Below are 23,168 nucleotides of genomic sequence, written 5' to 3' on the forward strand. Positions count from 1 at the left end.
TCAGTTTGCTCCCGTCGCGCGATCGGCGATGGCGTCGATCGACCCGGCGGCGCGCAGGAAGTCAGTGATGGCTGCACGTGGATCCCCCGCGCCCTTCTCTGCCGACAACAGCACCGCCACGCCCCGTTGCGGTCCGCCCAGCAGCCGTGCCTTCAGCGTTTCCAGCTTCACCCGATCCTCGCTGCCGGTGGTGACCGATCCGATCCGGTACCAGGTCGCGACCTCGCGCTCGACCGGGCCGGGCGCCGCCATCCGCAGCGTCGCGCCGCCGGCGATCGGCGGGGTGTCGGCGATCCGCACCCAGCGGTCATTCTCGCGGATCGGTCCCTGCCCGAACCCGACCAGTTCATGGCCCTCGCCCTGCGCAGCATAGACCGCGATCGCCATATCGACGCTGCGCCCGCGCGCGTCGCCATAGCGGCCGATCAGGAAATGGTCGGCACCCGGATAATGCGGCACCCATGGTTCGCCGGTAATCGCGGTCCGCTGCCACCCCGGCACGTCCGGCAGATCGATCCGGTCGGGCAGACGATCGGCGCGGCTGTCGATCACCCATCCCCATGCAGCAAAGCCGACGGCGATGCCTAGCACCACGCCCGCCGCCATCGACCGGTCGGCGACGCGCATCGGCATCGCCTGCACCCGCGCGACGTCGAACCATGGCGTATCGGGATCGCGATCGAACCAGCGCCATCCGATCGCGAGCACGCCGGCCATGGTCAGTGCGAAGAAGACCCAGCCATAGACGATATGATCGAACCCCGTCGCTGCCGCGACCGAGGTCAGGTGCGCGGCATAGATCGTCCCTGCCGCACGCACGCCATTGGCCAATACCGGCGCTACCAACGCCAGCGCCATGAACGCCGCCCGCCGGCCCCATGCGACGTAACAGACATTGGCGACCAGCGCGCCGTACGCGATCATCGCGATGACGAACTTCGCGCCCGAACATGCCTCGGCGACTTCGAAATAGCCGTTCGGAATCGTGATGAGCACCCCGTCCACGCTCGCCGGCACGCCCAGCGCATGGAGGATCGGCATCGTCAGCCCTACCGTCACCGATTGCAGCCACGGCTCCATGAAATCGCCGAACGGCACCATGAAGGCCATATAGCCGAGCGGAAACGACAGCCCGCGTGCGACGCGCGGTCCGAGCAGCGTGACCACCGCCCCCTGCAACAGCATCACCAGCCCGACATGGCGGAACAACGCGACCGCCGCCGCCTCCCCCACCAGCCAGCCGATGCCGCCCCCGACGACGATCGCCAGTCCCGGCCACCACGCCCCCGGCCGCAACGGCAGCACCTCGCGCCGCCGCTGCCAGACCAGCCAGCCGATGATCGGCGGCACGAACAGGCAGTGGCCATAGGTGGTGGAATTCCACCAGATCTCGACCACATCGGCCACGTCGCGGTGAAAGATCAACAGCAGCGCCGCCCAGATCCCGCCAAGCGCGATCAGCGACCGCCGCCATTCGGGCGTCAGCGACTGCGCCGGACGATCGAGCGCGAGACTGCTCACAACCCCATCAACCCGGCGAGCGGCGCCAGTCGCGCATCCCATCCATAGCGCGCGATCGTCCGCGTCCGTGCCGCCTGCCCAAGTGCGGACGCCGTGGCAGGATCGTTCAGCAAACCACTGATTTCGCGAACGAACGCACCGGCATCCGCCGCGACACGGATCGATCCGGCATCATCGATCCCCTCCGCCGCAGCCGTCGAGGCGACGACCGGCCGCGCCATCGCCATCGCCTCCAGCACCTTGTTCTGCACGCCGCGCGCCAGCAGCAGCGGCGCGACGACGACATCCGCCGCCGCGATCCAGCCCCGTACATCGGCGACCTCGCCGGTGACGATCACCCGCTCGCCCGCCAGCGCCCGCACCGCCGCCACGGGACTGCGCCCGACGATCGCGAACCGCCCCGGAACCCCCGGCAGCACGTTGGTCACGAACCAGCGCACCGCATCGATGTTCGGCCGGTAATCCATCTGCCCGGTAAATACGATCAGCGGCCCCGCCTCCGCCACGGGCGCGACCGAAGCCGGATCGAAGAAACCGGTGTCGATGCCGTTCTCCACCGCTTGCGCCTGTCCGACGAACAATGCCGCCTCCGCCGCACTGACGAACAGCGTCGCCGCCGCCCGCGCCGCCACCGCCCGCTCGAACGAGCCCAGCAACCGCGCCTCGCGCCGCAGCATCCAGCGCATCGGCCCGCGCGCATCCTCCGCATAGCCGGCGAACTTCGCTGAATCGAGGTCGACGAAATCCATCACAAACCGCGCATCGACCGGCAGATACTGCGCCATCTGCCCCGAATAGACATAAATGGCATCATAGCGCCGCTCCGCCAGCAACCGCGCCACCGCCGCCCGCATCTCGCGATGATCGAACGCCGTCAGCGACACCGGCCGCCCGCTCGCCAAAGCCTCGACCGCCGCGCGCGCATTGCCCTTGGTCCGCGGCACCACCCCCGCGCTCGCGCACCACTGGCTCAGCGCCGCATCATGGTCCAGGTCGCGCGGATCGTCGGCAAAGCTCGCCAGATGTACCCGCCCCAGCGTCGACAGATGCCGCATCACATGATGGCTGCGCACCTTGTCACCGCGATCGGGGGGATAGGGCACGCGGTGGGCAAGGAACAGGATGTCGCTCACCCCAGCCCCTTTGCGATCCACGGCCCGACCCGGTTCGACACTGCAAGCGGCAGTCTCTGCCATGCCGCGATCTTCAACCGGTATTTCGGGTTCAGCGGACTGGCATCGCGCGGCGCAGCCCCATCGGCGGTCCAGGTCGGATAGCCGAGCGGTTCGCCGACAAAGCCCCAATTCTTCTTATACGCCGCCGGCCCCGTTCCGACCTTCGACCGCCCGAAATCGAACCGCGCGCACCCACGCCCCCGCGCATGCCGCATCAGTTCGAAATACATCCGCTCATTGGCGCGCAGCCCCCGCGCCTCGGCCGTCCCGCCGCCCCAATAGGGATAGACCGTCCCCCGCCAATAGATTGACAGCACGCTCGCCACCGCCCGCCCCGCATGGCGGATGGTCAGCACATCCGCATCCTGCCCGAACGCCGCCACGACCTCGCGGAACAGCGACCGTGGAAAGACCGGCGTGCCGAGATTGCGCACCGACGTTCCATAGACACGGAAATGCTCGGCCAGCGCCGCCGCGTCGCGCCCGACCACCACCTCGAACGGCGCGGCCAGCGCCTTGCGCACATCGGCGCGCTGCTTGCGCGGGATCGCCAGCAACTCGGCGTCATCATCCGCCGCCAACGGTCGAACGAACCCCAGATAGCGCGTATCGTCGAACGTCCAGCCCGCCGCATCGATCGGCGCTCCGCCGCGCATCTCGATCGTCGGACAACCCAGTTCACGCGCTACGCCCACCGCAGCCTCGGCCAGCATCCGCGCCGCCGCCCCGTCGCCCAGCACGCCACCGCCGACCCCGAAGCCGGTCGATACCAAAGCTGCCCCGAACAGTGGCGAGCGCACCTGCGTCAGCGGCACCAGCCCGACCAGCGCCCCCGCCTCCTCGGCCAGCAGCATGCGATACGCCTGCCCGCACCCCGCCGCCGTCGCCTCCCCCCAGATCGGCAGATGGAACGGGGTGGCCTCCGCCCGCCGCTCGACGAACGCCGCGATCCGCGCGCGCTCGGCGACGTCGGCCAGCTCCGCCCGCCGGACGCGCAGGCTCACAGCGCGACCGCGCGCTCGGCGACGATCGCATCGGCCCGGCCCCAGTCATGCCGTGCCATCAGCCGCTGCAGCTTGCCCGCCATTGCCCCCAGCCGCGGATAATGGCGCAGCTTCGATTTGAGGGGCGCATTGGCGACGCGCGGCTGGCCCGGGTCGATCTCCCACGGATGGAAATAGAACATCGCCGGATGCGCCTCCACCCGGTTGCTGCGGACCACTGCATCCTCGACGACCTTGTTCGGCAGCAGCCGAAAAAACCCGCCCCCCGCCGACACATCGCGCCCCAGCACCTTGGCCAGCGTGATCGGCCACTCGATCAGCGCGCTGTCCGCCACCGGCCGGTACAGCCCGCGCGGTGCCCCCGCCCAGCCATAATGGTCGTGGGTCAGCGGCGCGACCGACGATGAATAGGTATAGCCGGCATCGGCCAGCACGCCATGCGCCCATGGCGTCCGCGCATCGATCGAAAAACTCGGCGCGCGATAGCCGGTCACCGCCTGCCCGCCGGCATCCTCCAGCGCCGTCCGCGCCCGCGCCAGATCGTCGCGAAACTGGTCCGCCGTCATCGTGAAGACGCGCTTATGGTCCCAGCCATGGCTGGCCAGTTCATGCCCCCCCGCGACGATCCGCTGCATCAGCGCCGGAAACCGATCCGCCACCCAGCCGAGCGTGAAGAAGGTCGCACACACCCCGGCGGCAGCGAACAGGTCGAGCACCGCATCGGTATTCGCCTCGACCCGGTGCTCCAGGGCGTCCCAGTCGCGCCGGTCGATGACCGTTTCGAACGCGCCGACCTGAAACCAGTCCTCGACGTCGACCGACATCGCGTTGCGCATAGGGGTGACTCAGCCGGCGACGCGCACGGACGTCAGGTCGGGCCGACGCTGCTCGCCCTCGACCCAGTCGACCAGCAGCGTGAGCACCCGGCGCAGCGCCAGATCCTGTTGCTTCAATCGCGCTTCGAGCGACTCGATCCGCGCCAGCAACGCCTCGGTTTCGGCGACCGGCGGGGCCGGACGCTGTCCGCTTTCGACGACCGACAAATGGATCGGACGCGGCGGCATCGGCGGCGGCGCCGGCGTCATCGGCCGCGGCTCGGCATCGCCGAACGACGTCGGCTCGTCCGCCTCGGCATCGCCCGCCCGACTGCCCAGCCCGTCCTTGTCCAGATCGGCGATCACATTCTCGACGTCCAGCGTGCCGAACCGGTCGATCCCCTCGATCGCACCGAATAGCAGCACCCGGCTGGCCAATTGGTTCAGCCGGCGCGGGATACCCCCCGACCAGCGGTGCAGTGCCTCCAGCGCATCGGGCGAGAAACTGGGGCTGCCGCTCCATCCGACCACGCGCAGCCGGTGTTCGAGATACGGTCCAACCTCCTCGACCTCCATCGGGTCGAGGTGATGCATCGCGATCACCCGCTGGCGCAGCTGCTCCAGCCGGTCCGACCCGTGCAGCCGCTGGCGGAATTCAGGCTGGCCGAGCAGGAATATCTGCAACAGCGCATATCCGCCCGCCTGAAAATTCGACAGCATCCGCAATTCTTCGATCGACCCGACCGGCAGCGACTGCGCCTCGTCGATCACCAGCAGCGTCCGCCGCCCCGAGCGCGCGACATTGTGCAGCCCACGTTCGATCCCGCTCAGCAACTGCGCCTTGGTCAGCCCGTCATGCTCGACGTCGAGTCCGGCGGCGACCAGCCGCAACAGGTCGTCGGCCTCGATCTGCGTCGTCACGATGCGGATGACGTTCAGCCGCGCGGCATCGATCGTCCGCATCAGATGGCCGAGCAGCGTCGTCTTGCCGGTGCCCGGATCGCCGGTGATGACGATGAAGCCCTCGCCCTGGCTCAATCCATAGCCGAGATACGCCATCGCCTTGCGATGCGTCGCGGTATCGAACCAGAAGGCCGGATCGGGCGTCAGCTGGAACGGGCGACCGGTCAGGCCATAGTGATCGTCGTACATCAACATCTCCGTTGGGAGTTGTATAACCCCGATCGGTTTATTCTTCTTAAAATTTTGCGGCGGGACGAATGTGTCCGCCGCAAATGCACCGCAAGCCGTTGAAGATCGCGGGATTCTGCATTCGTCTCCCCGCGAGGGCGCGCGTCCCTATACGCCAAGTAGCCGATTTTTCACGAAGGTCCGCGGATATGGATTCCCGCCTGCGCGGGGATGACGGGAAGCCGATAGGAGCACGCGGCGTTATCCTGGCACCTCAGAACACGATAAAATAAGCCCTGCCCGTTCGTCCTGAGTAGCGATTGAGCTTGTCGAAATCGCGTATCGAAGGACCGTTTGGACAGGTGCTTCGATACGGGTCTTCGACAGGCTCAGCCCCTACTCAGCACGAACGGTTTTACATATTCCCGTAGTACCCTAGAACCGATACCCGACCCCCAGCAACGCCTGCGCGATCACATCGGACTCCGCGCCTTCCACATCGAAGCCATACAGCCCCGCCGTCAGACTGCCATAGGCCCGCCCGAACCGGCGATAATATCCGCCCTGGGCGCCTGCGCCCCATGCGTCCAGTCCGCCCTCGATCCCGCTGACGAAATAATTGCCATAGACGTCGACGCCGATCGACGACCGCCCGTCGACCGCCCACTGCCCGAACCCCTGGACATAATAGCTTTCGTCGCGCGATCGATAAACGACCGCTCCTGGCACCGGTGGCAGGTAGAAGCGCCGGCTGGCATAGCCCGCGCCCAGCCCCAGCCGGGTCGGACCGCGCGTGATCGAATAGACCGCATCGATCCCGCGTGCGCGGAACGTCGCTGCGCTGATCGACTGAAATACCGGGGTCAGGCACGCGCCCGCGTTCGACTGCCCCTCGGGCGTTACCCCGCCGCCGAACACGCAGCCGCCATAGCGCGCGCCGAACGGGTCCTGCCCGTCGATATAGTTGATCGGCAGTTGCGCCAGCGATCCGGTCAGCTGCCGCCCGAACGTCGTGACGCTGTCATAGACGCCGACCTGTACCGCCGCGCCCGGTCCGCTCTGCCATTGCAGCGACGCGGTATAGCTCATCGAACCATAGCGCCGGCCCAGCCGCGCCTCCAGCGCGGTGCGCGGCGACGGTCGCCACAAGACCCCGGCGTCCCAGATCAGCCCGTCGGTGTCATAGGCGATGCGCGGTTCCGACGCCGGATCGGTCACGAACCGCCCCGCCCCGTCGAGCACCGGCTGCCCCTGCGCATCGAGCAGCGGATCGCGCTGCGTTACCTCGATCTTTTCATAGCCGACGCCGCCGACTGCTGCCAGCGTGCGAGTGATCGGCAGCACCGCATCGACCCGGCCGTACGCGCCCTCGAACTTCTGGTCGAGCTGGCCCGCATCCTCGCGCAGCCACGCGCCCGAGACGGTGAAACCGATTGGCAGGATCGTTCCCGCCCGCGTGCCCGCACTGCCCATCACCAGATGGCTGGTCGCTTCGTCGAAATAATCGACCCGGCGCTGCCCCGGCGCCAGATCGATCGCGCCCGGCGCCTCGGCCTTCACATAGCCGAACTGATAGGTGCCGTTGACCGCGAACGGCCCGACCCGCGTCGCGATCGTCGGCCCGGCATAGAGTCCGTACACCTGCGCGGTGTTGACGTTGCTAGCGTTGACGAACGGCCCGAACCCGCCCCCGCGCTGATCGCCGCGCGCCCGCGTCGCGATCGCCCCGCCTTCGAGGTTCAGCCAGCGCGTGATCGCGACATTGGCGCGCGCCAGCCCCGAATGAATCTCACCGCCGCCGAAATCGCTGCCCCAGTCGAAGATGCGCTGATACTGGTAATTGGCCTGTACCTGTACGCGCTGCGTCGTGACCTGCGCATCGATCCCGGCGGTCACCTGCGTATAGGTCACCACATCGCCGTCGGTCAGGTCGGCGGCGACCGCCTGTCCGACCTCGATATAGGGACTGACATCGACCCGCTGCGCCTGTGCGGGCGCGGCGGCCGCGATCAGGACCGGCAGGACCGCCGCGCGAACCATCAATCCTGTTCCTGCCCGTAATAGCCGAAGCGCGGCCCCTCGGCGCGATAGGTCGTCGCGTTGAGCAACAACTGTATCTCGGCACACCCGTCGAGCAGCGCCACCGCTTCACGCAGATCGGCTTCGCTGCTGCGATCGGCGCGCACCACCAGCACCGTCTGCCCGACCAGGGTCGCCAGCACTGCTGCCGACGACGCCGCCAGTGCCGGCGGGGAATCGAACAGGAGGATGCGATCCGGGTCGGCGGCGAGCAGCGCGTCGAGCACCGCCCGCGCCCGGTCGCTGCGCAACAATTCGGTATCGGCGTTGGTCCGCGTGCCCGCCGGCAGGATCGACAGTTGCGGCACGTCGGTCGCGATCACCAGCGTTTCGGGATCGATGCTCGCATCGCCCAGCGCGTCGAGCAGCCCGCGCTCCGCCTTCAGCCCCAGTCGGCCGAGAATGTCGGGCTTGTTGAAATCGGCATCGACCAGCAGGACGTTCAGGTCGCGCTCGGCCGCCAGCGACAGCGCAAGGTTGATCGCGCAGAAGGTCTTGCCATCGCCCGGCTGCGCCGAACATAGCAGGATCATTCGCGCGGCATCCTCGTCGCGCTTGGCGATATCGGCCCCGGTCGCCAGCAACTGCCGCTTCACCAGCCGGAATTCCTCGGCCAGGGCCGTCACCGGCCCGCCGGGGACCAGCATTCCGCCCTCGGCCAGCGCGTCGCGATCGATCTTCGCCGGATCGACCGGCCGGATGCGCGCGGCCGGCATCGGCTTTTTCGCGACCGGCGCGACGTCAGCGACCGGCTCGGCCAAGACCTCGGGAGCGGGCGCCATCTGCCAGCGCGCCGCCGCCCGTTCGAGCAGCGACTGGCTACGCAGGCCACGATGCGACTGATCGTTCACTTGGGCCGTCCTCCCTTCAGGCAACCAGCCCGCGTTGCGCGAACTCGAGGCCGAGCAACAGCACGAACGCGACGAGCAATGCTCCCGTGCCTCCCGCGAACAGCTTCAATCGCCGCTGGCGTTCGGCGCGTACCGCATCGGTCACGACTTCGCCGATCGCGCCCAGCACCGGCATGCCGCTGATCTTCTCCAGCCGCGCCGCCGTGGCAAAGCTCGTCTTCAACCGGCTGAGCGCGAACGCCGCGCCGATGCCCGCCCCGATCCCGACGACCAGCACGCCCAGCAACAGCAGCGGCCGGTTCGGTGCGGTCGGTGCGCGCGGCTGGGTCGGCGGGTCGATCACGCTGAACTTCACCGCATCGGTATCGGTCTGCACGCTGCTCTGGATCCGCACCTGTTCGCGGTCCTGGAACAGCGAGTCATATTGCTGCTTGAGCGACGCGATATCGCGGTCGAGCTGCGACTGCTGCGCCGCCGCCTGTGGATCCTCGGCGATCTTCGCCTGCAATCCGTTCAGCTGCCCCTCGATCTGTCGCTTGCGCTGCGTCAGTTCCGCCACCGTCGCCTGGCGATCGGCCTGCGTCGCGCGGAGTTGGAGATAGAAGGGGTTGGGCGATGCCGCCGTACCCCCGCTGACGCCACCGCCCTCGCCGCGCGCCGCCGCCCGCGCCGCCACCAACTGCCGGTTCAGCGCGACCATGTCGGGATGGGCATCGGTCCATCCCCGGCTGCGCCCCTCGGCGATCTGCCCCTCGATCGCGTTCAGCCGCGCGCGTGCCGGCCCGACCGTCGCCGTGCCGGCCGTCCCCGGCAGCGTCGCCGCCGTGCCCGCCATCTGCGCATTCACCGCCGACAGGCTCGACTGCGCGGCGGCAAGGTTGCCGTCGATCTGCGCCAGTTCGGCCCGCGCGTTCGACATGCGATCGTCGAGCGATCCCGTCCCCGGCAGCATCGCCATATATTGCGCCTGAAATGCCTGACGCCGCGCTTCGGCATCGGCCAGCTGCTTCTGCCGCTGTGCCAGTTGCTGGTCGAGGAAGCGCAGCGACTGCACCGTCGCGTCGCGATCGCTCGCCAGATTATCCTCGACGAAGATATCGATCATCTTCTGGACGATCTCGCGCGCCAGCTTCGGATTGCCCGCCGTCGCCGAAATCTCGAACAGATTGTCCTGCTGCGCGGTCAGCTTGATCGCGTTCTGCAGCGACGCCACCCGATCGGCCACGTCGCGGTCGTTGGCGATCGTCTCCGCCATCGACGTGCCGCGCACGACCTTCTCGAGGTTCACTGCCGAGGTCAGCGTCTGGCGGATGCGATCGATGTCCTTGGCCTGCGCATTCTGCGCCACCGCCGCCTCGGCCCCCGGCAGCACCTGCCGCATCTCGACCATCACCCGCGCGGTCGATTGATAGCTGTTGGGGATCTGGCTGACGACCAGCCACCCGCCCAGGCACACCACCCATGCGATCGCCAACGCGATCCAGCGCCGCTGCCAGATCGCGTGCAGGATCAGCTTCAGCTCGCCAACCAGCCCGTCCATCTCAGAACATGCTCTCGGGGATGATGATGACGTCGCCCGGCTGCAGCTTCACATTCGCGCTCGAATCGCCGTTCTTGAGCAGGCTGGAGATGCGCAGCGCGAACTCCTCCTGCTTGCCCGTCGCCCGGTCGTACCGGACCAGCCGCGCGCGATTGCCCGACGCATATTGGTTCAGCCCACCCACCGCGATCATCGCGTCGAGCAGCGTCATGTTCGCCCGGTACGGCAGCGACGCCGGCTTCTCGGTCGCACCGACCACCCGCACCTGCTGGCTGAACGTGCCGGAAAAATTCTCGACGATCACCGATACCAGCGGGTCCTTCACATATTCGCCCAGCGCCAGTTTCAGGTCGTCGGCCAGCATCGCCGGCGTCTTGCCGGTGGCGGGCATGTCGTTGATCAGCGGCGTGGTGATCCGCCCGTCGGGCCGCACCTGCACCTTCGCCGACAGTTCGGGATTGCGCCATACGAAGATGCTGAGCTGGTCGAGCGGCCCGATCACATAGGCCTCGCCCGGTGCCTCCTTCGCCTGCACGAACGGCGCGGGCGGCAGTTCGGGGCGCGTCGCGCCGCCGGCGCATCCGCCCAGCACCGCGCATAGCGCCACCCCGGCAACTCCACCCTTCAAACGCATATCACTTCCTCGTTCGAACGCGCACGGCCGACACGGACCGCGCAGGACTGTAGCCCGCTATGCCGGCCAAGGGGTAAATATCCGGTTGAGTACAGCGACAAACGTCGATCCTGTCCCATTTTGCGACAGTCGGTTGCTAACCCGCTGTCCCGACCAGCAATTCGCGCGCCGGCGGATGCCCCAGAAACGCCGCCGGACTGGCCGTCGCGCCATAGGCCCCCGCCTGGAACAACACGATCGTATCGCCCACCGCGACCTGCGGCAGCGCCACCCGATCCGCCAGCCGGTCGAGCGGGGTACACAGGCACCCGACCACCGACGCCGTCATCGTCGCCGCCGCATCCATTCGCTCGGCCACCGCCACCGGATAGTTGCGCCGCACCACGGTGCCAAAATTGCCGCTCGCCGCCAATTGGTGATGCAGCCCGCCATCGACCACCACGAACGTCTCGCCGCCGCTGACCTTCACGTCGACGACGCGTGTGCAATAGACGCCCGCCTCCCCGACCAGCCAGCGCCCCAGCTCGACCGCGAAGCCCGTCGCGCGCAGCACGTCGCCCCGCACCGCCAGCCGCTCGCCCAGCGCCGCGCCGACGCGTTCGACATCGACCGCCACATCGCCCGCGAAATAGGGAATGCCGAACCCGCCGCCCAGATTGACGAACGCCGGCACCGCCCCCGCTTCCTCCGCCAGTCGCTCGGCCAGCGTCACCGTCGCCGCCTGCGCCTCGACGATCGCCGCACTGTCGAGCGTCTGCGACCCCGCAAAGATATGAAAACCGTGCCAGTCCGCCCCGACCGCCACCAGCCGCCGCACCAACGTCGGCACCCGCATCGCATCGATCCCGAATGGGGAAGCACGCCCGCCCATCCGCATCCCCGACCCGCGCAGTTCGAAATCGGGGTTCACCCGCACCGCGATGCGCGGGGCAAGTCCCAGCCGATCTCCGATCGCCAGCGCCCGTTCTGCCTCGCCCTCGGACTCGACATGCAAGGTCGCGCCCGCCCCGATCGCCGCCGCCAGTTCGTCGTCGCGCTTGCCCGGCCCTGCAAAGCTGATCGCCACCGCCGGCTTCACGCCCAGCGCCATCGCCAGTTCGCCGCCCGACGCCACGTCCAGCCCGTCGACCAGCGGTGCGATCATCGCCAGCAGATCGCGATGCGGATTGGCCTTGATCGCATAATGCACGCCAACCTCTGCCGGCAGCGCCACGCGCAACCGCGCCACCCGCGCCGCGATTGCCGCCCCGTCATACAGGAATGCGGGCGTATCCCCGGCGCGCGCCAGCAGCTCGGCAAAATCTACCCCGCCGACCATCAACCGCGACTGCCCGGCAAAGCCCGCCGGAATCGGACCGATCGGCTTCATGCGACCGCAGCCTGCGCCAGCGCGCGCACCGCCACCCGGTCGAGCTTGCCATTGGCGTTGCGCGGCAGCGCCTCGACCCAGACATAGTGCGCCGGCTGCTGAAAACTCGGCAGGTCGCGCCGCAGCCGCGCCCGTACCGCCTCCTCCGCCCCCTCGATCGCCGCGCGCGCGACGACGACGATCGCCTGCCCCTGCCGCGCATCGGGCAGCCCGACCGCCACCGCCTCGGCCACTTCGCCGCCGGCCTCGACCGCCTCCTCGACCTCGGTCGGGCTGATCCGGTTGCCCGCCACCTTCATCATCTCGTCATCGCGTCCCACGAAGCGCAGCAATCCGTCCGCGCCTTGCGCCACCGTATCGCCCGACCAAACCGCCATGCCGCCGCTCGCCATCCATGCCGGCGCCGGCCGAAACCGCAGCGCGGTCCGCTCGGCATCCTGCCAATATCCTTGCGCGACCAGTGGCCCGGCATGGACCAGTTCGCCCGGCTCGTCCGGTTCGGCACGGCTGCCATCGGCGCGTACCACTGCCACCTCGGCAAAGGGGATCGCCGTACCCATCGCCTCGGGCTTCGCATCGATCAGCGCCGGGTCCAGAAAGGTCGAGCGGAACGCCTCGGTCAGCCCGTACATCGCATACAGGTCCGCCCCCGCGAAGCGCTCCCGCAACCCTCGCACCAGACGCGGGGTCAGCGCCCCGCCCGAATTGGTCAGCCGCCGCAACCGCGCCGCCGTCTCCGTCGGCCATTCCGCCTCCAGCAACTGCGTCCATAGCGGCGGCACGCCGGCCAGCGTCGTCGCCCCGAACCGCTCGACCGCCTTCACCACGTCGCGCGCGGTCAGATAGTCGAGCGGCACCACCGCGCCGCCCGCCGCCCAGGTCGAAAAAAGCTGGTTCTGCCCATAGTCGAAACTCAGCGGCAACACCGCCAGCACCCGATCCCCGGGTACGATCCGCAGGTAATGCGCGACCGAAATCGCCCCCAGCCACAAATTCGCGTGGCTCAGCATCACGCCCTTGGGCCGCCCGGTCGACCCGGAGGTATAGAGGATCGCCGCCAGCGCGTCCGGGTTGCCCTCGCTCGCCCCGACCGGCGTCCCATCGGGCGCATCGGTCATGACCGCGCATCCCTCGGGTACATCCCCCGACGCCAGCGCCGCGACCCGCGCGCCTTGTGTCACCAGCAGCGAGGCGCCGCTATCGGCGAGGATATGCGCCACCTGCGCCCGTTTCAGCACCGGATTGACCGGCACATGCACCAGCCCGGCCCGCGCGGCCGCCAATGGCATGACGCAGGCCAGTCGCGTCTTGGGCAACCACGTCGCCACCCGCGCCCCCGCCGGCAACCCCCGCAACCCGCCAGCCACCCGCGCGACCAGTATTTCGAGCTCGGCAAAGGTCACGGTGCCATCACGATCGATCAACGCCGGCGCGTCGGGGTCCCCGCGCAACGGCAAGCGATCGATCGTCTGCGGAACCGGATCAAGCATGTCCGCGCCTTAGACCAGTTGCGAGGTGGATTGAACCGGCGAGGCGAGGTGGAGAGTCGAAGATCCGTTTCGAAGCACCGGCGGCGTGGAATCCAATCCAATCAGCCAGCCGTGCCCCCGCGCAGGCGGGGGCCCAGAGCCAAGCAAAACAACGGCATGCGACTGCAACCCTGGACCCCCGCCTGCGCGGGGGTACGACAGACGATCCTATATCGAACCTCAAACCATACCCCCGCCCCCCAACCCACCACCTTGGCATCGCGCCGCCCACCCCCTAAACACCCGCGATCCGGCGACCCTATCGCCGACAGGGGAAATTGAGTGATCGCACAGGGTTCAGCATCGACCGAGCAGACTGTCCGCGCCGTGTTGCGCGACGTGCTGGGCCTGTCCGACGAACGCGCCGCCGCGTTCGACGACAACACGCCCTTGTTCGGCGCGCTGCCCGAACTCGATTCGATGGCGGTCGCGGGCGTCCTGACCGAGATGGAGGACCGTTTGGGTATCCTGATCGAGGACGACGATATCGACGGCGACACGATGGAGACGTTCGGCTCGCTCGTCCGCTTCGCGAGCGCCAAGGCGCCCGCTTGATCGACCGCTACGACTGGCCCGGCGGCAGCGAGGCGCTCTGGCGTTTCGGTCCCGCCACCGGACCGGTCGTGCTGTTGCTGTTGCCCCCGTTCGAGGAGGCGAACCGCACCCGCACCTTCGCGGTCGGCCTGCTCCGCGCGCTCGCCGCCCGCGATATCGGCGCAATGTTGCCCGACCTTCCCGGACAGGGCGAGAGCCTGCTGCCGACCGAAGCCGCTACCCTTGCCGTCTGGCGCAGCGCCGTCGCCGCGTTGGTGGCGGCAAGCGACCGTCCGGTCGTCACCGCCGCGATCCGCGCCGATGCGCTGCTCGACCATGACGCGGCTGTCGTCGGCCGCTGGCATCTCGCCCCGCAATCGGGTGCACGGCTGCTGCGCGAACTGGCCCGCATCGGCATCGATCGCGCCACCGACATCGCCGAAGTTGGCGGCAACCGCTTGTCGACGGCGCTGCTCGCCGAACTCGAGGCTGCAACGCCCGCAAGCACACAGCCGCTGCGCACCGTTCGCCTCGGCACCGATCCCGGCCCGGCAGACCGGCGGATCGACGCCGCGCCGCTATGGCGCCGCAGCGAACCCGGCGACGACCCCGTGCTCGCCGACGTGCTTGCCGACGACCTCGCCGCATGGAGCCGCGCATGCGTCGGCTGGTAACGATCCCTTGTGCGGGCGAAACCATCGCCGCGACGCTCGATCCCGCCGAAGGTGACACCGCGCTGCTCATCGTCTCGGGTGGCAACGAACTACGCATCGGCGCGCATCGCGGCATGGCGCTGCTGGCGGCGTCAGTCGCCGCGGCCGGCTATCCGGTGCTGCGCTACGACCGGCGCGGGATCGGCGATTCGACCGGCACCAACGGCGGATTTCTGTCGGCCGCACCGGACCTTGTCGCCGCTGCGACGTGGCTGCGTGCCGCGACCGGCGCGGTGCGTATCGTCGGCTTCGGCAATTGCGACGCCGCCACGACCCTTGCCCTGTTCCATGTGCAGGCCGGGATCGACCGCCTGCTGCTCGCCAATCCATGGGTGGTGGAGCCGACCAACGACCTGCCGCCCCCCGCTGCCATCCGCGCAACCTATGCGCAGCGGCTGGTTTCGCCCTCCGCGTGGCGGCGGCTGCTGACCGGCCGTGTCAACTTCCACCGCTTGGCGCGCGGATTGGTCACCGTCGCCACCACTCGCCAAACGCCAACTGGCCTGACCAATCGCTTCGCCGAGGGGTTAGGCTCGGGAATTGCTGCCGAAATCCTGCTGGCAAGCGACGACCACACCGCCCGCGCATTCCTCGCTGCGTGGCACCTTCGTCACCTTTCGCCGCTGCGCGCCCGTATCCCCCTGCACCAGCACGATTCCGCGAGCCACAGCTTCGCCCGCCCCGCCGACCGCGACTGGCTGCGCGCCCGGATACTGGCCGCGCTCAGTCGAGATTAGGCCGCAGCCACCGCTCCGCCTGCTCGACGCTGACCCCGCGCCGCGCCGCATAATCCTCCAGCTGGTCCCGCCCGATCCGCGCCACCCCGAAATAGGCGCTGTCCGGATGCCCGAAATAGAATCCCGACACCGCCGCCGTCGGCAGCATGGCGAAGCTGTCGGTCAGCGTGATTCCAGTGGCTTGGGTCGCACCCAGCATCTCGAACAAGATCGGTTTCTGGCTATGGTCGGGGCATGCCGGATAGCCGGGCGCGGGGCGGATGCCGCGATATTGCTCGCGGATCATCGCCTCGTTGGTCAATTGCTCGTCGGGCGCATAGCCCCACAGCACCGTCCGCACATGATGGTGCAGCCGCTCGGCAAACGCCTCCGCCAGCCGGTCTGCCAGCGCCTTCAGCAAGATGTCCTGATAGTCGTCATTCTCGGCCTTGAACCGCGCGATATGCGGGTCGATCCCGTGGATGCCGACCGCGAACCCGCCCATCCAGTCGCCCGCCGGATCGACGAAATCGGCCAGACACATATTCGCCCGCCCCTCGCGCTTCTGCACCTGCTGGCGCAGGAACGGCATGCGGATCGCATGGGTGGCATGACTGTTCTGCAACGGCGTCGCGAACTCGTGCGGCACGCCCGACAGCGGCGACACCCGCCCCGCCTCCAGCGCCGGCTCGATCTGTTCGGCGGGCACGTCGACGATGACGTCATCGCCCTGCGCATGGGCGTGCCACAGGGCGGCAACCCCCTTCGCCGTCAGCCATTTTTCCGCGACGATCCGGTCGAGCATCGCCTGCGCATCCGCGTAGAGCGACGACGCGCTCTCGCCCACGACTTCGTCGGTCAGGATCGCCGGAAAGTTGCCGGCAAGCTCCCACGCCCGGAAGAACGGCGTCCAGTCGATATAATCGCGCAGGTCCGCCAGATCCCAATCGTCGAACACATGCCGCCCGGGTTCGGCCGGCGCGCCGGGCTTCTGGCTGAAATCGGTCTTGAACCCATTGGCCCGCGCGTCCGCGATCGGGGTCAGTTCGCTCTGCCCCTTGCCCGCGCGCGCGATCCGCACCGCTTCGTAATCCGCTGCGACCTGCTCGACATAGGCATCGCGCCCGGTCTCGCTGACCAGCGTCGTCGCGACCCCCACCGCGCGGCTCGCGTCGAGCACATGGACGATCGGCCCGTCATAGGCCGGCGAGATACGCAGCGCGGTATGGACCTTCGACGTGGTGGCGCCACCAATCAGCAACGGCATGGTCATGCCCGCGCGCTTCATCTCCTCGGCGACGGTGACCATCTCGTCCAGCGACGGGGTGATGAGACCCGACAGGCCGATCATGTCCGCGTCATTCTCATTGGCGGCCTCCAGAATCTTGGTCCACGGCACCATCACGCCCAGGTCGACCACGTCGAAGCCGTTGCACTGAAGCACGACGCCGACGATGTTTTTCCCGATATCATGCACGTCGCCCTTGACGGTCGCCATGATGATCTTGCCCTTGCCCTTGGCACCGGGCTCCTTTGCCGCCTCGATGAAGGGCAGCAGGTGCGCTACCGCCTTCTTCATGACACGAGCGGATTTCACGACCTGCGGCAGGAACATCTTGCCCGATCCGAACAGGTCGCCGACGACGTTCATTCCGTCCATCAGCGGCCCTTCGATCACTTCGATCGGCCGGGCGAATTGCTGGCGGCATTCCTCGGTATCGTCGACGACATGCGCGTCGATGCCCTTGACCAGCGCATATTCGAGCCGCTTGACGACGGGCAGCGAACGCCATTCCGCCGCCGCCTTCTCGGCAACGGCGTCGGTGCCCTTGTACTTTTCCGCCAGCGCGATCAGCCGGTCGGTCGCGCCCGGATCGCGGTTGAGAATGACATCCTCGCACGCGGTGCGCAGTTCTGGGTCGATCGTGTCGTACACGTCGAGCTGTCCGGCATTGACGATCCCCATGTCCATCCCCGCCGGGATCGCATGGTAAAGGAAGATCGAGTGCATCGCGCGCCGCACCGGCTCGTTGCCGCGGAAGCTGAACGACAGGTTCGATAACCCGCCCGAGATATGGCAGTGCGGGCAGCGCGCCTTGATCTCACGGCACGCCTCGATGAAGTCGACGCCGTAATTGTTATGCTCCTCGATCCCCGTCGCCACCGCGAAGATATTGGGGTCGAAGATGATGTCCTCGGGCGGAAAGCCGATCGTCATCAGCAGGTCGTAGGCGCGGGTGCAGATCTCGACCTTGCGTGCCTGGGTATCGGCCTGCCCGACCTCGTCGAACGCCATGACCACAACCGCCGCACCATAGTTCATGCAGATGCGGGCATGGCGGAGGAACTGTTCCTCGCCCTCCTTCATGCTGATCGAATTGACGATCGGCTTGCCGCTGACGCATTTCAGCCCCGCCTCGATCACGTCCCATTTGGAACTGTCGACCATTACCGGAATGCGGGCGATGTCCGGCTCGGCCTGAATGAGCTTCAGGAAGGTCGTCATCGCATGATGCGCGTCGAGCAGCCCTTCGTCCATGTTGACGTCGAGCACCTGGGCCCCGCTCTCGACCTGTTGCAGCGCGACTTCGACCGCCGCGGCATAGTCGCCCGCCATCACCAGCTTCTTGAAGCGCGCGGAGCCGGTGACGTTGGTGCGTTCGCCGATATTGACGAAATTGGTCGAGGCGTTGGTCATCGAGGTTTCTCAAATCCTCCCCGTTCCGCGGGGATGGGGACCATGCGAAGCATGGTGGAGGGGGGCCTCCTCAAACGAAACGGTAGCGATGGCGGAGACCCCCCTCCACCATCCTGCGCATGGTCCCCCTCATACCGGAGAGGATCTGATGCCCTCTTCCGAAAACGGCCTCTACGCCGCCATCGTGAAGGGTTCCAGCCCGGCAAGGCGCGTCTGCACCGGCACTGCCGGAACCTTGCGCGGGGCGACGCCCTTCACCCGTTCGGCCATCGCCTTGATATGCGCGGGCGTCGATCCGCAGCAACCGCCCAGCACGTTCACCTGCCCATGATCCGCCCAGTCGCCGACCAAAGCCGCAGTCGTCGCCGGCGCCTCGTCATAGGCACCCAGTTCATTGGGCAGCCCGGCATTGGGATACACCATGATCAGCGTATCGCAGATGTCCGACAGCGTCTTCACATGCGGGCGAAGCTGCTCCGCCCCGAACGAGCAGTTCAGCCCGATCGTCACCGGCTTGGCATGGCGGATCGCGTGCCAGAATGCCTCGACCGTATGCCCCGACAGGTTGCGTCCCGACAGGTCGGTCAGCGTCATCGACAACATGATCGGCAGATCACGACCCAGGGCCTGCCCCGCCTCGATCGCAGCCATCACGCCCGCCTTGGCATTCAGCGTGTCGAACACCGTCTCGATCAGCACGAAATCGATCCCGCCATCGACCAGCGCGTCGATCTGCTCGCGATACACATTCTTCAGATAATCGAAATCGATCTCGCGATAGCCCGGATCGTTGACGTCGGGCGACAGCGACAGCGTCTTGTTGGTCGGCCCGATCGCCCCCGCGACGAAGCGAGGCCGCCCGTCGCGCGCGGCATAGTCGTCGGCCAACCGGCGGGCGATCTGCGCGCTTTGAATGTTGATGTCGGCGACCAGTGCTTCGGCGCCATAATCCGCCTGGCTGATAAGGTTCGCGCTGAACGTGTTGGTCGACACGATATCCGACCCCGCGTCCAGATAGGCGCGGGTGATCGTCTCCGGCACCTCGGGCTTGGTGATCGCGAGGATGTCGTTATTGCCCTTCTGATCATGGCCGAGCGACAGGCTGCCGGCATAATCGACCTCGGACAATTTCCAGTTCTGGATTTCGGTGCCGAACGCGCCATCGGTGATGAGGACGCGCTGGGCGGCTTCGGCGTTCAGCCGTTCGCGGGCGGAGGTCATGGGTCTTCCTTCGAACCTTTGGGGATCAGGCCGCCGCCGCGACCGGCGTCGGCTTGGGTCGCAGCCCCAGCAGGTGGCAAATGGCGTAGGACAGTTCGGCGCGGTTGAGCGTGTAAAAATGGAAATCGCGCACGCCGCCGGCATAGAGCTTGCGGCACATTTCCGCGGCGATGGTCGCTGCGACCAGTTGCCGCGCACCAGGATGATCGTCGAGCCCCTCGAACAACCGATCCATCCACGCCGGAATCGACGCACCGCACAGCCCGGCGAACTTCCGCACCTGCCCGACATTCGACACCGGCAGGATGCCCGGCACCAGATCGGCAGTGATCCCCGCCGCCCCCGCCGCGTCACGAAAGCGAAAGAACGCTTCGGGCGTAAAGAAGAATTGGGTGATCGCGCGTGTCGCCCCGGCATCGATCTTGCGCTTCAGATTATCGAGATCGGCGGCCTGATGCGCTGAATCCGGGTGACATTCGGGATAGGCGGCGACCGAAATCTCGAACGGGTGCAGCCTCTGCAATCCCGCGACCAGATCGGCGGCATTGGCATAGCCGTCGGGATGCGCCACGAACTTCTGTCCCATGGTCGGCGGATCGCCCCGCAATGCGACGATATGACGCACGCCAGCCTGCCAATATTCCTCGGCCACCTGATCGATCTCGGCCTTGCTCGCTTCGACGCAGGTCAGATGTGCGGCGGCGGGCATCGACGTTTCACGGGCGATGCGGGCAACGGTCGCATGGGTCCGCTCCCGCGTCGATCCGCCGGCGCCGTAGGTCACCGACACGAACTTCGGCGCCAGCGGTTCGAGCGCGCGAACCGTTTCCCACAGCGCCGCTTCCATCTTCTCGGTCTTGGGCGGAAAGAATTCGAAGCTGACCGCGCAGTCGCCCGCCAGATCGGCGAACAATGGCGCATCGAGGGCGCGTCGCGCTTCTTCGAGGTCGGAAATGGTAGGAGTCATGCCGCCTTTACCTCTCGCACGTCGAACGTCCGCCGTGCCATCCATAGTTTTACCGTCAATTCACCGCCGCCCAGCGTCTGGGTCGATATCGGTGCCAGCCCCGCATCGGCGAACCATCCGAGCATCTGTTCGTCCGAAAAGCCGAGCCGCGCATGGGCGTCGCGCTGTCGCAGCTCCTCCCGCGCATGCGGTGCGAAATCGCAGATCAGCAGCCGCCCGCCGGGTCGCAGAACACGCGCCGCTTCCTCTATCGCGGCGCCCGGATGCTGTACGAAGTGCAGCACATGATGCAGCACCGCCGCATCGGCGACCGCTTCGGCCAATGGCAGCGCGTGAATATCGGCCTGCCGCAATTCGGCATGGTCGAGCCCTTGTTCGGTCAGCTTCGCCCGCGCCAGTCGCAGCATTTCCGACGACCGGTCGATGCCGATCGCCTGCGTTGCCTGTGGCCCGAACAATTCGAGCATCCGTCCGGTGCCGGTACCGATATCGACCAGCAGCCCGATCGGGTCGGTGCCGAGCGCTGCGATCATCGCAGCCTCGACCTGTTCCTCGGCGATGTGCAGCGAGCGGATCGCATCCCATTCCCCGGCATGCGTCTCGAACCATGCCGCCGCCGCCGCCGTCCGGTCGGCCCGTACGGCCGCAAGCTGCGCCCGATCCGCGACGGTCACCGCATCGTCTGCCGGCATCCATGCATCCAGCGCCGCAAGCAGCGGTTCGACCAGCGTCGGCGCACCGAGCGCGACAAAGACCCAGCTGCCTTCCTTGCGCCGCACCGCGAGCCCGGCATCGCACAGGATCTTGACGTGGCGGCTGACGCGGGGCTGGCTCTGATCCAGCACCTGTGCCAGTTCACCGACCGACAATTCCATTGCCCGCAACAGCATCAGCACCCGCAGCCGGGTAGCATCGCTTGCCGCGCGCAGGATATCGAGGGCCGGAACCATGGACCCTCATATAAAGAAATCTTTATATGACGTCAATCGATAGCGCGCCGTGCCGCGCCATCATTGCGCAAGGGAAACTGTCGGCAGGCTGGTGCGTTGGGCGGCCGATCATAACGGAAGGGTAACCGACATGAAGAAGATTTTCCTGCTGCCGCTCGCCGCTGCCGCCTTCTCGATCGGAGCATGCAGCCAGAAGGCGCAGAACGAGACGGGTGAAGCGGCCGATGCCGTTGCCGCGGACGTGAACGCGACCATGGGCGAAGCAGTCGACGACGTTCAGACGGCCGGCGAGCGGGCACTGGGTGCAGCAGAGAACGCCACCGATCGCGCCGGAGACAAGATCGAGAACGCGACCGATCGCGCCGGTGCCGCCATCGATCGCGGTGCGGCCAAGGCCGACGCCGCCGCCGACAATGCGCAGCGTGAAGCGGGTCAGGAACTGGAAAAGGCCGGTCGCGACATGCAGCGCTGACCCGAACCGGTTAGAAGCTACAGGCCGCCTCCCGATGCAACGGGGGGCGGCCTTTTTCGTTGGGAGACGATCGATGCGCCAGTTTCTTGCCCTCGCCCCGCTGCTCCTCGCCGCCTGTAGCGGCGATGACGAACCATCTGGGCCGGGCGGCGTGACCCAGACCGAAGCCGCAGCGCTGAACGATGCCGCAGCGATGCTCGACGCGAACAGCCTCGATGGCAATGTGCTGCCGCCCCAACAGAAAGAACCCTGATGACCGATTTCCCGTTGCGTACATTGGGCGCGACCGACCTTGCCACCCCGCCCCTGATCCTCGGTGGCAACGTCTTCGGCTGGACGATCGATCGCGCGCAGAGCTTCCGCATCCTCGACGCCTTTGTCGATATGGGCGGCACGATGATCGATACCGCCGACGTCTACTCGGCATGGGTCACCGGCCATCATGGCGGCGAGTCGGAAACGATCATCGGCGAATGGCTGCGACACTCGGGCAAGCGCGACCGCGTGCTGATCGCGACGAAGGTCGGCATGCTGCCCGGCGAGGGCGGCGAGAAGCTGGCGCCGGCACGGATCGCGGCGGCGGCGGAAGCGTCGCTTGCGCGGCTCGGCACCGATCGCATCGACCTATATTATGCGCATCAGGATGACGAAGACGTGCCACAGGCAGAGTATCTCGCTGCTTTCGGACGGCTGATCGACGCCGGCAAGGTGCGTGTGCTCGGTGCTTCGAACTTCCGCGCGATGCGCCTGAAATCGGCGATAGATCTTGCCATCGCCGAAGGGTTGCCGCGTTTCCACGTGCTGCAACCCGAATATAATCTGGTCAGCCGGCGCCGATACGAAGGCGAACTGCAGAATCTCTGTGTCGAGCACAATATCGGCGTCGCGCCCTACTACGGACTCGCCTCCGGCTTCCTCACCGGCAAATATCGCTCGACCGACGACCTGTCGCAGAGCGTGCGCGGCGCCGGCATGTCCGAGTTGCTGAGCGGCAAGGGCGCTGCGGTGCTGGCGGCGATGGACGCAATCGCCAAGGAAACCGGTGCAACGCTGCCGCAACTCGCGCTGGCATGGCTCGCTGCGCAGGAGGGCGTTGCTGCGCCGATCGCCAGCGCGACCAGTGTCGCACAACTGGAAGAACTGGTCGGGTCGTGGCGGGTCGAACTGTCAGCCGACCAGCTTGCCCGGCTGACCGACGCGGGCGTGTGATGCACGCTGCGGGGGTGCAGGACCACCCCCGCCCGCTTCG

21 protein-coding genes are annotated in these 23,168 nt (G+C 67.4%); 6 read left to right on the forward strand and 15 right to left on the reverse strand.

The genetic code is table 11. The features are described from left to right. The 11 genes from xrtA to ACZ1JS_RS06390 all read right to left on the reverse strand — a co-directional run bounded on the left by xrtA (position 1) and on the right by ACZ1JS_RS06390 (position 13,609). On the reverse strand, positions 1–1,521 hold the full coding sequence (xrtA, locus tag ACZ1JS_RS06340; RefSeq protein WP_465168204.1) for an exosortase A: 1,521 nt from the start codon (positions 1,519–1,521) through the stop codon (positions 1–3). Further along, on the reverse strand, positions 1,518–2,654 hold the full coding sequence (locus tag ACZ1JS_RS06345) for a TIGR03087 family PEP-CTERM/XrtA system glycosyltransferase (protein WP_465168205.1): 1,137 nt from the start codon (positions 2,652–2,654) through the stop codon (positions 1,518–1,520). Before ACZ1JS_RS06345 ends, xrtA begins: the two co-directional genes overlap by 4 nt. Beyond that, positions 2,651–3,700, reverse strand: a complete 1,050-nt coding sequence (locus ACZ1JS_RS06350; protein ID WP_465168206.1) for a FemAB family XrtA/PEP-CTERM system-associated protein — start codon at positions 3,698–3,700, stop codon at positions 2,651–2,653. Before ACZ1JS_RS06350 ends, ACZ1JS_RS06345 begins: the two co-directional genes overlap by 4 nt. Beyond that, the gene (locus tag ACZ1JS_RS06355) at positions 3,697–4,536 is read right to left on the reverse strand and encodes an XrtA system polysaccharide deacetylase (RefSeq protein ID WP_465168207.1); all 840 of its coding nucleotides are present in this window, start codon (positions 4,534–4,536) and stop codon (positions 3,697–3,699) included. Before ACZ1JS_RS06355 ends, ACZ1JS_RS06350 begins: the two co-directional genes overlap by 4 nt. Positions 4,537–4,545: 9 nt before the next feature. Further along, on the reverse strand, positions 4,546–5,667 hold the full coding sequence (locus ACZ1JS_RS06360) for an AAA family ATPase (RefSeq protein ID WP_465168208.1): 1,122 nt from the start codon (positions 5,665–5,667) through the stop codon (positions 4,546–4,548). Positions 5,668–6,081: 414 nt separating this feature from the next. After that, positions 6,082–7,686 (reverse strand): hypothetical protein, encoded by a 1,605-nt coding sequence (locus ACZ1JS_RS06365; protein ID WP_465168209.1) that lies wholly within the window; start codon positions 7,684–7,686, stop codon positions 6,082–6,084. Continuing rightward, positions 7,686–8,576: an AAA family ATPase gene (locus ACZ1JS_RS06370; RefSeq protein ID WP_465168210.1), complete on the reverse strand. Its 891-nt coding sequence runs from the start codon at positions 8,574–8,576 to the stop codon at positions 7,686–7,688. The genes ACZ1JS_RS06365 and ACZ1JS_RS06370 overlap by 1 nt, the downstream gene beginning before the upstream one ends. Before the next feature lie 16 nt (positions 8,577–8,592). After that, the gene (locus tag ACZ1JS_RS06375) at positions 8,593–10,116 is read right to left on the reverse strand and encodes an XrtA system polysaccharide chain length determinant (protein ID WP_465168211.1); all 1,524 of its coding nucleotides are present in this window, start codon (positions 10,114–10,116) and stop codon (positions 8,593–8,595) included. A 1-nt stretch (position 10,117) separates the two neighbouring features. After that, complete coding sequence (locus ACZ1JS_RS06380) at positions 10,118–10,750, reverse strand: XrtA/PEP-CTERM system exopolysaccharide export protein (protein ID WP_465168212.1); 633 nt, start codon at positions 10,748–10,750, stop codon at positions 10,118–10,120. A gap of 136 nt (positions 10,751–10,886) precedes the next feature. Next, positions 10,887–12,119 (reverse strand): pyridoxal-dependent decarboxylase, exosortase A system-associated, encoded by a 1,233-nt coding sequence (locus tag ACZ1JS_RS06385; protein WP_465168213.1) that lies wholly within the window; start codon positions 12,117–12,119, stop codon positions 10,887–10,889. After that, the gene (locus ACZ1JS_RS06390; RefSeq protein WP_465168214.1) at positions 12,116–13,609 is read right to left on the reverse strand and encodes an AMP-binding protein; all 1,494 of its coding nucleotides are present in this window, start codon (positions 13,607–13,609) and stop codon (positions 12,116–12,118) included. The genes ACZ1JS_RS06385 and ACZ1JS_RS06390 overlap by 4 nt, the downstream gene beginning before the upstream one ends. 321 nt (positions 13,610–13,930) lie before the next feature. On the opposite strand from ACZ1JS_RS06390, the gene ACZ1JS_RS06395 reads away from it, so the two are divergent. The 3 genes from ACZ1JS_RS06395 to ACZ1JS_RS06405 are packed head-to-tail and all read left to right on the forward strand — an operon-like array spanning position 13,931 to position 15,632. Beyond that, a complete protein-coding gene (locus ACZ1JS_RS06395; protein WP_465168215.1) occupies positions 13,931–14,203 on the forward strand; it encodes an acyl carrier protein in 273 nt (90 codons plus the stop codon). After that, positions 14,200–14,856 (forward strand): alpha/beta hydrolase family protein, encoded by a 657-nt coding sequence (locus ACZ1JS_RS06400; RefSeq protein ID WP_465168216.1) that lies wholly within the window; start codon positions 14,200–14,202, stop codon positions 14,854–14,856. The genes ACZ1JS_RS06395 and ACZ1JS_RS06400 overlap by 4 nt, the downstream gene beginning before the upstream one ends. Beyond that, positions 14,841–15,632 carry a hydrolase 1, exosortase A system-associated gene (locus ACZ1JS_RS06405; protein ID WP_465168217.1) on the forward strand — a complete coding sequence of 264 codons (792 nt, stop codon included), beginning with the start codon at positions 14,841–14,843 and terminating at the stop codon, positions 15,630–15,632. Before ACZ1JS_RS06400 ends, ACZ1JS_RS06405 begins: the two co-directional genes overlap by 16 nt. Here the strand turns inward: ACZ1JS_RS06405 and metH are convergent. The 4 genes from metH to ACZ1JS_RS06425 all read right to left on the reverse strand — a co-directional run bounded on the left by metH (position 15,619) and on the right by ACZ1JS_RS06425 (position 21,447). Then, the gene (gene metH / locus ACZ1JS_RS06410; RefSeq protein WP_465168218.1) at positions 15,619–18,309 is read right to left on the reverse strand and encodes a methionine synthase; all 2,691 of its coding nucleotides are present in this window, start codon (positions 18,307–18,309) and stop codon (positions 15,619–15,621) included. The genes ACZ1JS_RS06405 and metH overlap by 14 nt on opposite strands. A gap of 171 nt (positions 18,310–18,480) precedes the next feature. Beyond that, positions 18,481–19,530, reverse strand: a complete 1,050-nt coding sequence (locus ACZ1JS_RS06415; RefSeq protein ID WP_465168219.1) for a homocysteine S-methyltransferase family protein — start codon at positions 19,528–19,530, stop codon at positions 18,481–18,483. A 25-nt stretch (positions 19,531–19,555) separates the two neighbouring features. Beyond that, complete coding sequence (gene metF, locus ACZ1JS_RS06420; RefSeq protein WP_465168220.1) at positions 19,556–20,497, reverse strand: methylenetetrahydrofolate reductase [NAD(P)H]; 942 nt, start codon at positions 20,495–20,497, stop codon at positions 19,556–19,558. Then, a complete protein-coding gene (locus ACZ1JS_RS06425) occupies positions 20,494–21,447 on the reverse strand; it encodes an ArsR/SmtB family transcription factor (protein WP_465168221.1) in 954 nt (317 codons plus the stop codon). Before ACZ1JS_RS06425 ends, metF begins: the two co-directional genes overlap by 4 nt. Before the next feature lie 130 nt (positions 21,448–21,577). Here ACZ1JS_RS06425 and ACZ1JS_RS06430 point away from each other — a divergent pair, with 130 nt between their 5' ends. From ACZ1JS_RS06430 to ACZ1JS_RS06440, 3 genes are all read left to right on the forward strand, one after another. Continuing rightward, positions 21,578–21,919 carry a hypothetical protein gene (locus tag ACZ1JS_RS06430; RefSeq protein ID WP_465168222.1) on the forward strand — a complete coding sequence of 114 codons (342 nt, stop codon included), beginning with the start codon at positions 21,578–21,580 and terminating at the stop codon, positions 21,917–21,919. A gap of 73 nt (positions 21,920–21,992) precedes the next feature. Beyond that, the gene (locus tag ACZ1JS_RS06435) at positions 21,993–22,172 is read left to right on the forward strand and encodes a hypothetical protein (protein WP_465168223.1); all 180 of its coding nucleotides are present in this window, start codon (positions 21,993–21,995) and stop codon (positions 22,170–22,172) included. Next, positions 22,172–23,128, forward strand: a complete 957-nt coding sequence (locus ACZ1JS_RS06440) for an aldo/keto reductase (protein WP_465168224.1) — start codon at positions 22,172–22,174, stop codon at positions 23,126–23,128. Before ACZ1JS_RS06435 ends, ACZ1JS_RS06440 begins: the two co-directional genes overlap by 1 nt. Positions 23,129–23,168: the final 40 nt, after the last annotated feature.

This window comes from Sphingomonas sp. BL-S-05 (assembly GCF_055521695.1).

What these genes read in the sequence shown, in the direction of transcription:
- ACZ1JS_RS06355 (WP_465168207.1), bottom strand. Translation starts at nt 4,536, where the DNA reads ATGCGCAACGCGATGTCGGTCGACGTCGAGGACTGGTTTCAGGTCGGC.
- ACZ1JS_RS06360 (WP_465168208.1), bottom strand. Translation starts at nt 5,667, where the DNA reads ATGTACGACGATCACTATGGCCTGACCGGTCGCCCGTTCCAGCTGACG.
- ACZ1JS_RS06365 (WP_465168209.1), bottom strand. Translation starts at nt 7,686, where the DNA reads ATGGTTCGCGCGGCGGTCCTGCCGGTCCTGATCGCGGCCGCCGCGCCC.
- ACZ1JS_RS06375 (WP_465168211.1), bottom strand. Translation starts at nt 10,116, where the DNA reads ATGGACGGGCTGGTTGGCGAGCTGAAGCTGATCCTGCACGCGATCTGG.
- ACZ1JS_RS06380 (WP_465168212.1), bottom strand. Translation starts at nt 10,750, where the DNA reads ATGCGTTTGAAGGGTGGAGTTGCCGGGGTGGCGCTATGCGCGGTGCTG.
- ACZ1JS_RS06385 (WP_465168213.1), bottom strand. Translation starts at nt 12,119, where the DNA reads ATGAAGCCGATCGGTCCGATTCCGGCGGGCTTTGCCGGGCAGTCGCGG.
- ACZ1JS_RS06390 (WP_465168214.1), bottom strand. Translation starts at nt 13,609, where the DNA reads ATGCTTGATCCGGTTCCGCAGACGATCGATCGCTTGCCGTTGCGCGGG.
- ACZ1JS_RS06405 (WP_465168217.1), top strand. Translation starts at nt 14,841, where the DNA reads ATGCGTCGGCTGGTAACGATCCCTTGTGCGGGCGAAACCATCGCCGCG.
- metH (WP_465168218.1), bottom strand. Translation starts at nt 18,309, where the DNA reads ATGACCAACGCCTCGACCAATTTCGTCAATATCGGCGAACGCACCAAC.
- ACZ1JS_RS06415 (WP_465168219.1), bottom strand. Translation starts at nt 19,530, where the DNA reads ATGACCTCCGCCCGCGAACGGCTGAACGCCGAAGCCGCCCAGCGCGTC.
- metF (WP_465168220.1), bottom strand. Translation starts at nt 20,497, where the DNA reads ATGACTCCTACCATTTCCGACCTCGAAGAAGCGCGACGCGCCCTCGAT.
- ACZ1JS_RS06425 (WP_465168221.1), bottom strand. Translation starts at nt 21,447, where the DNA reads ATGGTTCCGGCCCTCGATATCCTGCGCGCGGCAAGCGATGCTACCCGG.
- ACZ1JS_RS06430 (WP_465168222.1), top strand. Translation starts at nt 21,578, where the DNA reads ATGAAGAAGATTTTCCTGCTGCCGCTCGCCGCTGCCGCCTTCTCGATC.
- ACZ1JS_RS06435 (WP_465168223.1), top strand. Translation starts at nt 21,993, where the DNA reads ATGCGCCAGTTTCTTGCCCTCGCCCCGCTGCTCCTCGCCGCCTGTAGC.
- ACZ1JS_RS06440 (WP_465168224.1), top strand. Translation starts at nt 22,172, where the DNA reads ATGACCGATTTCCCGTTGCGTACATTGGGCGCGACCGACCTTGCCACC.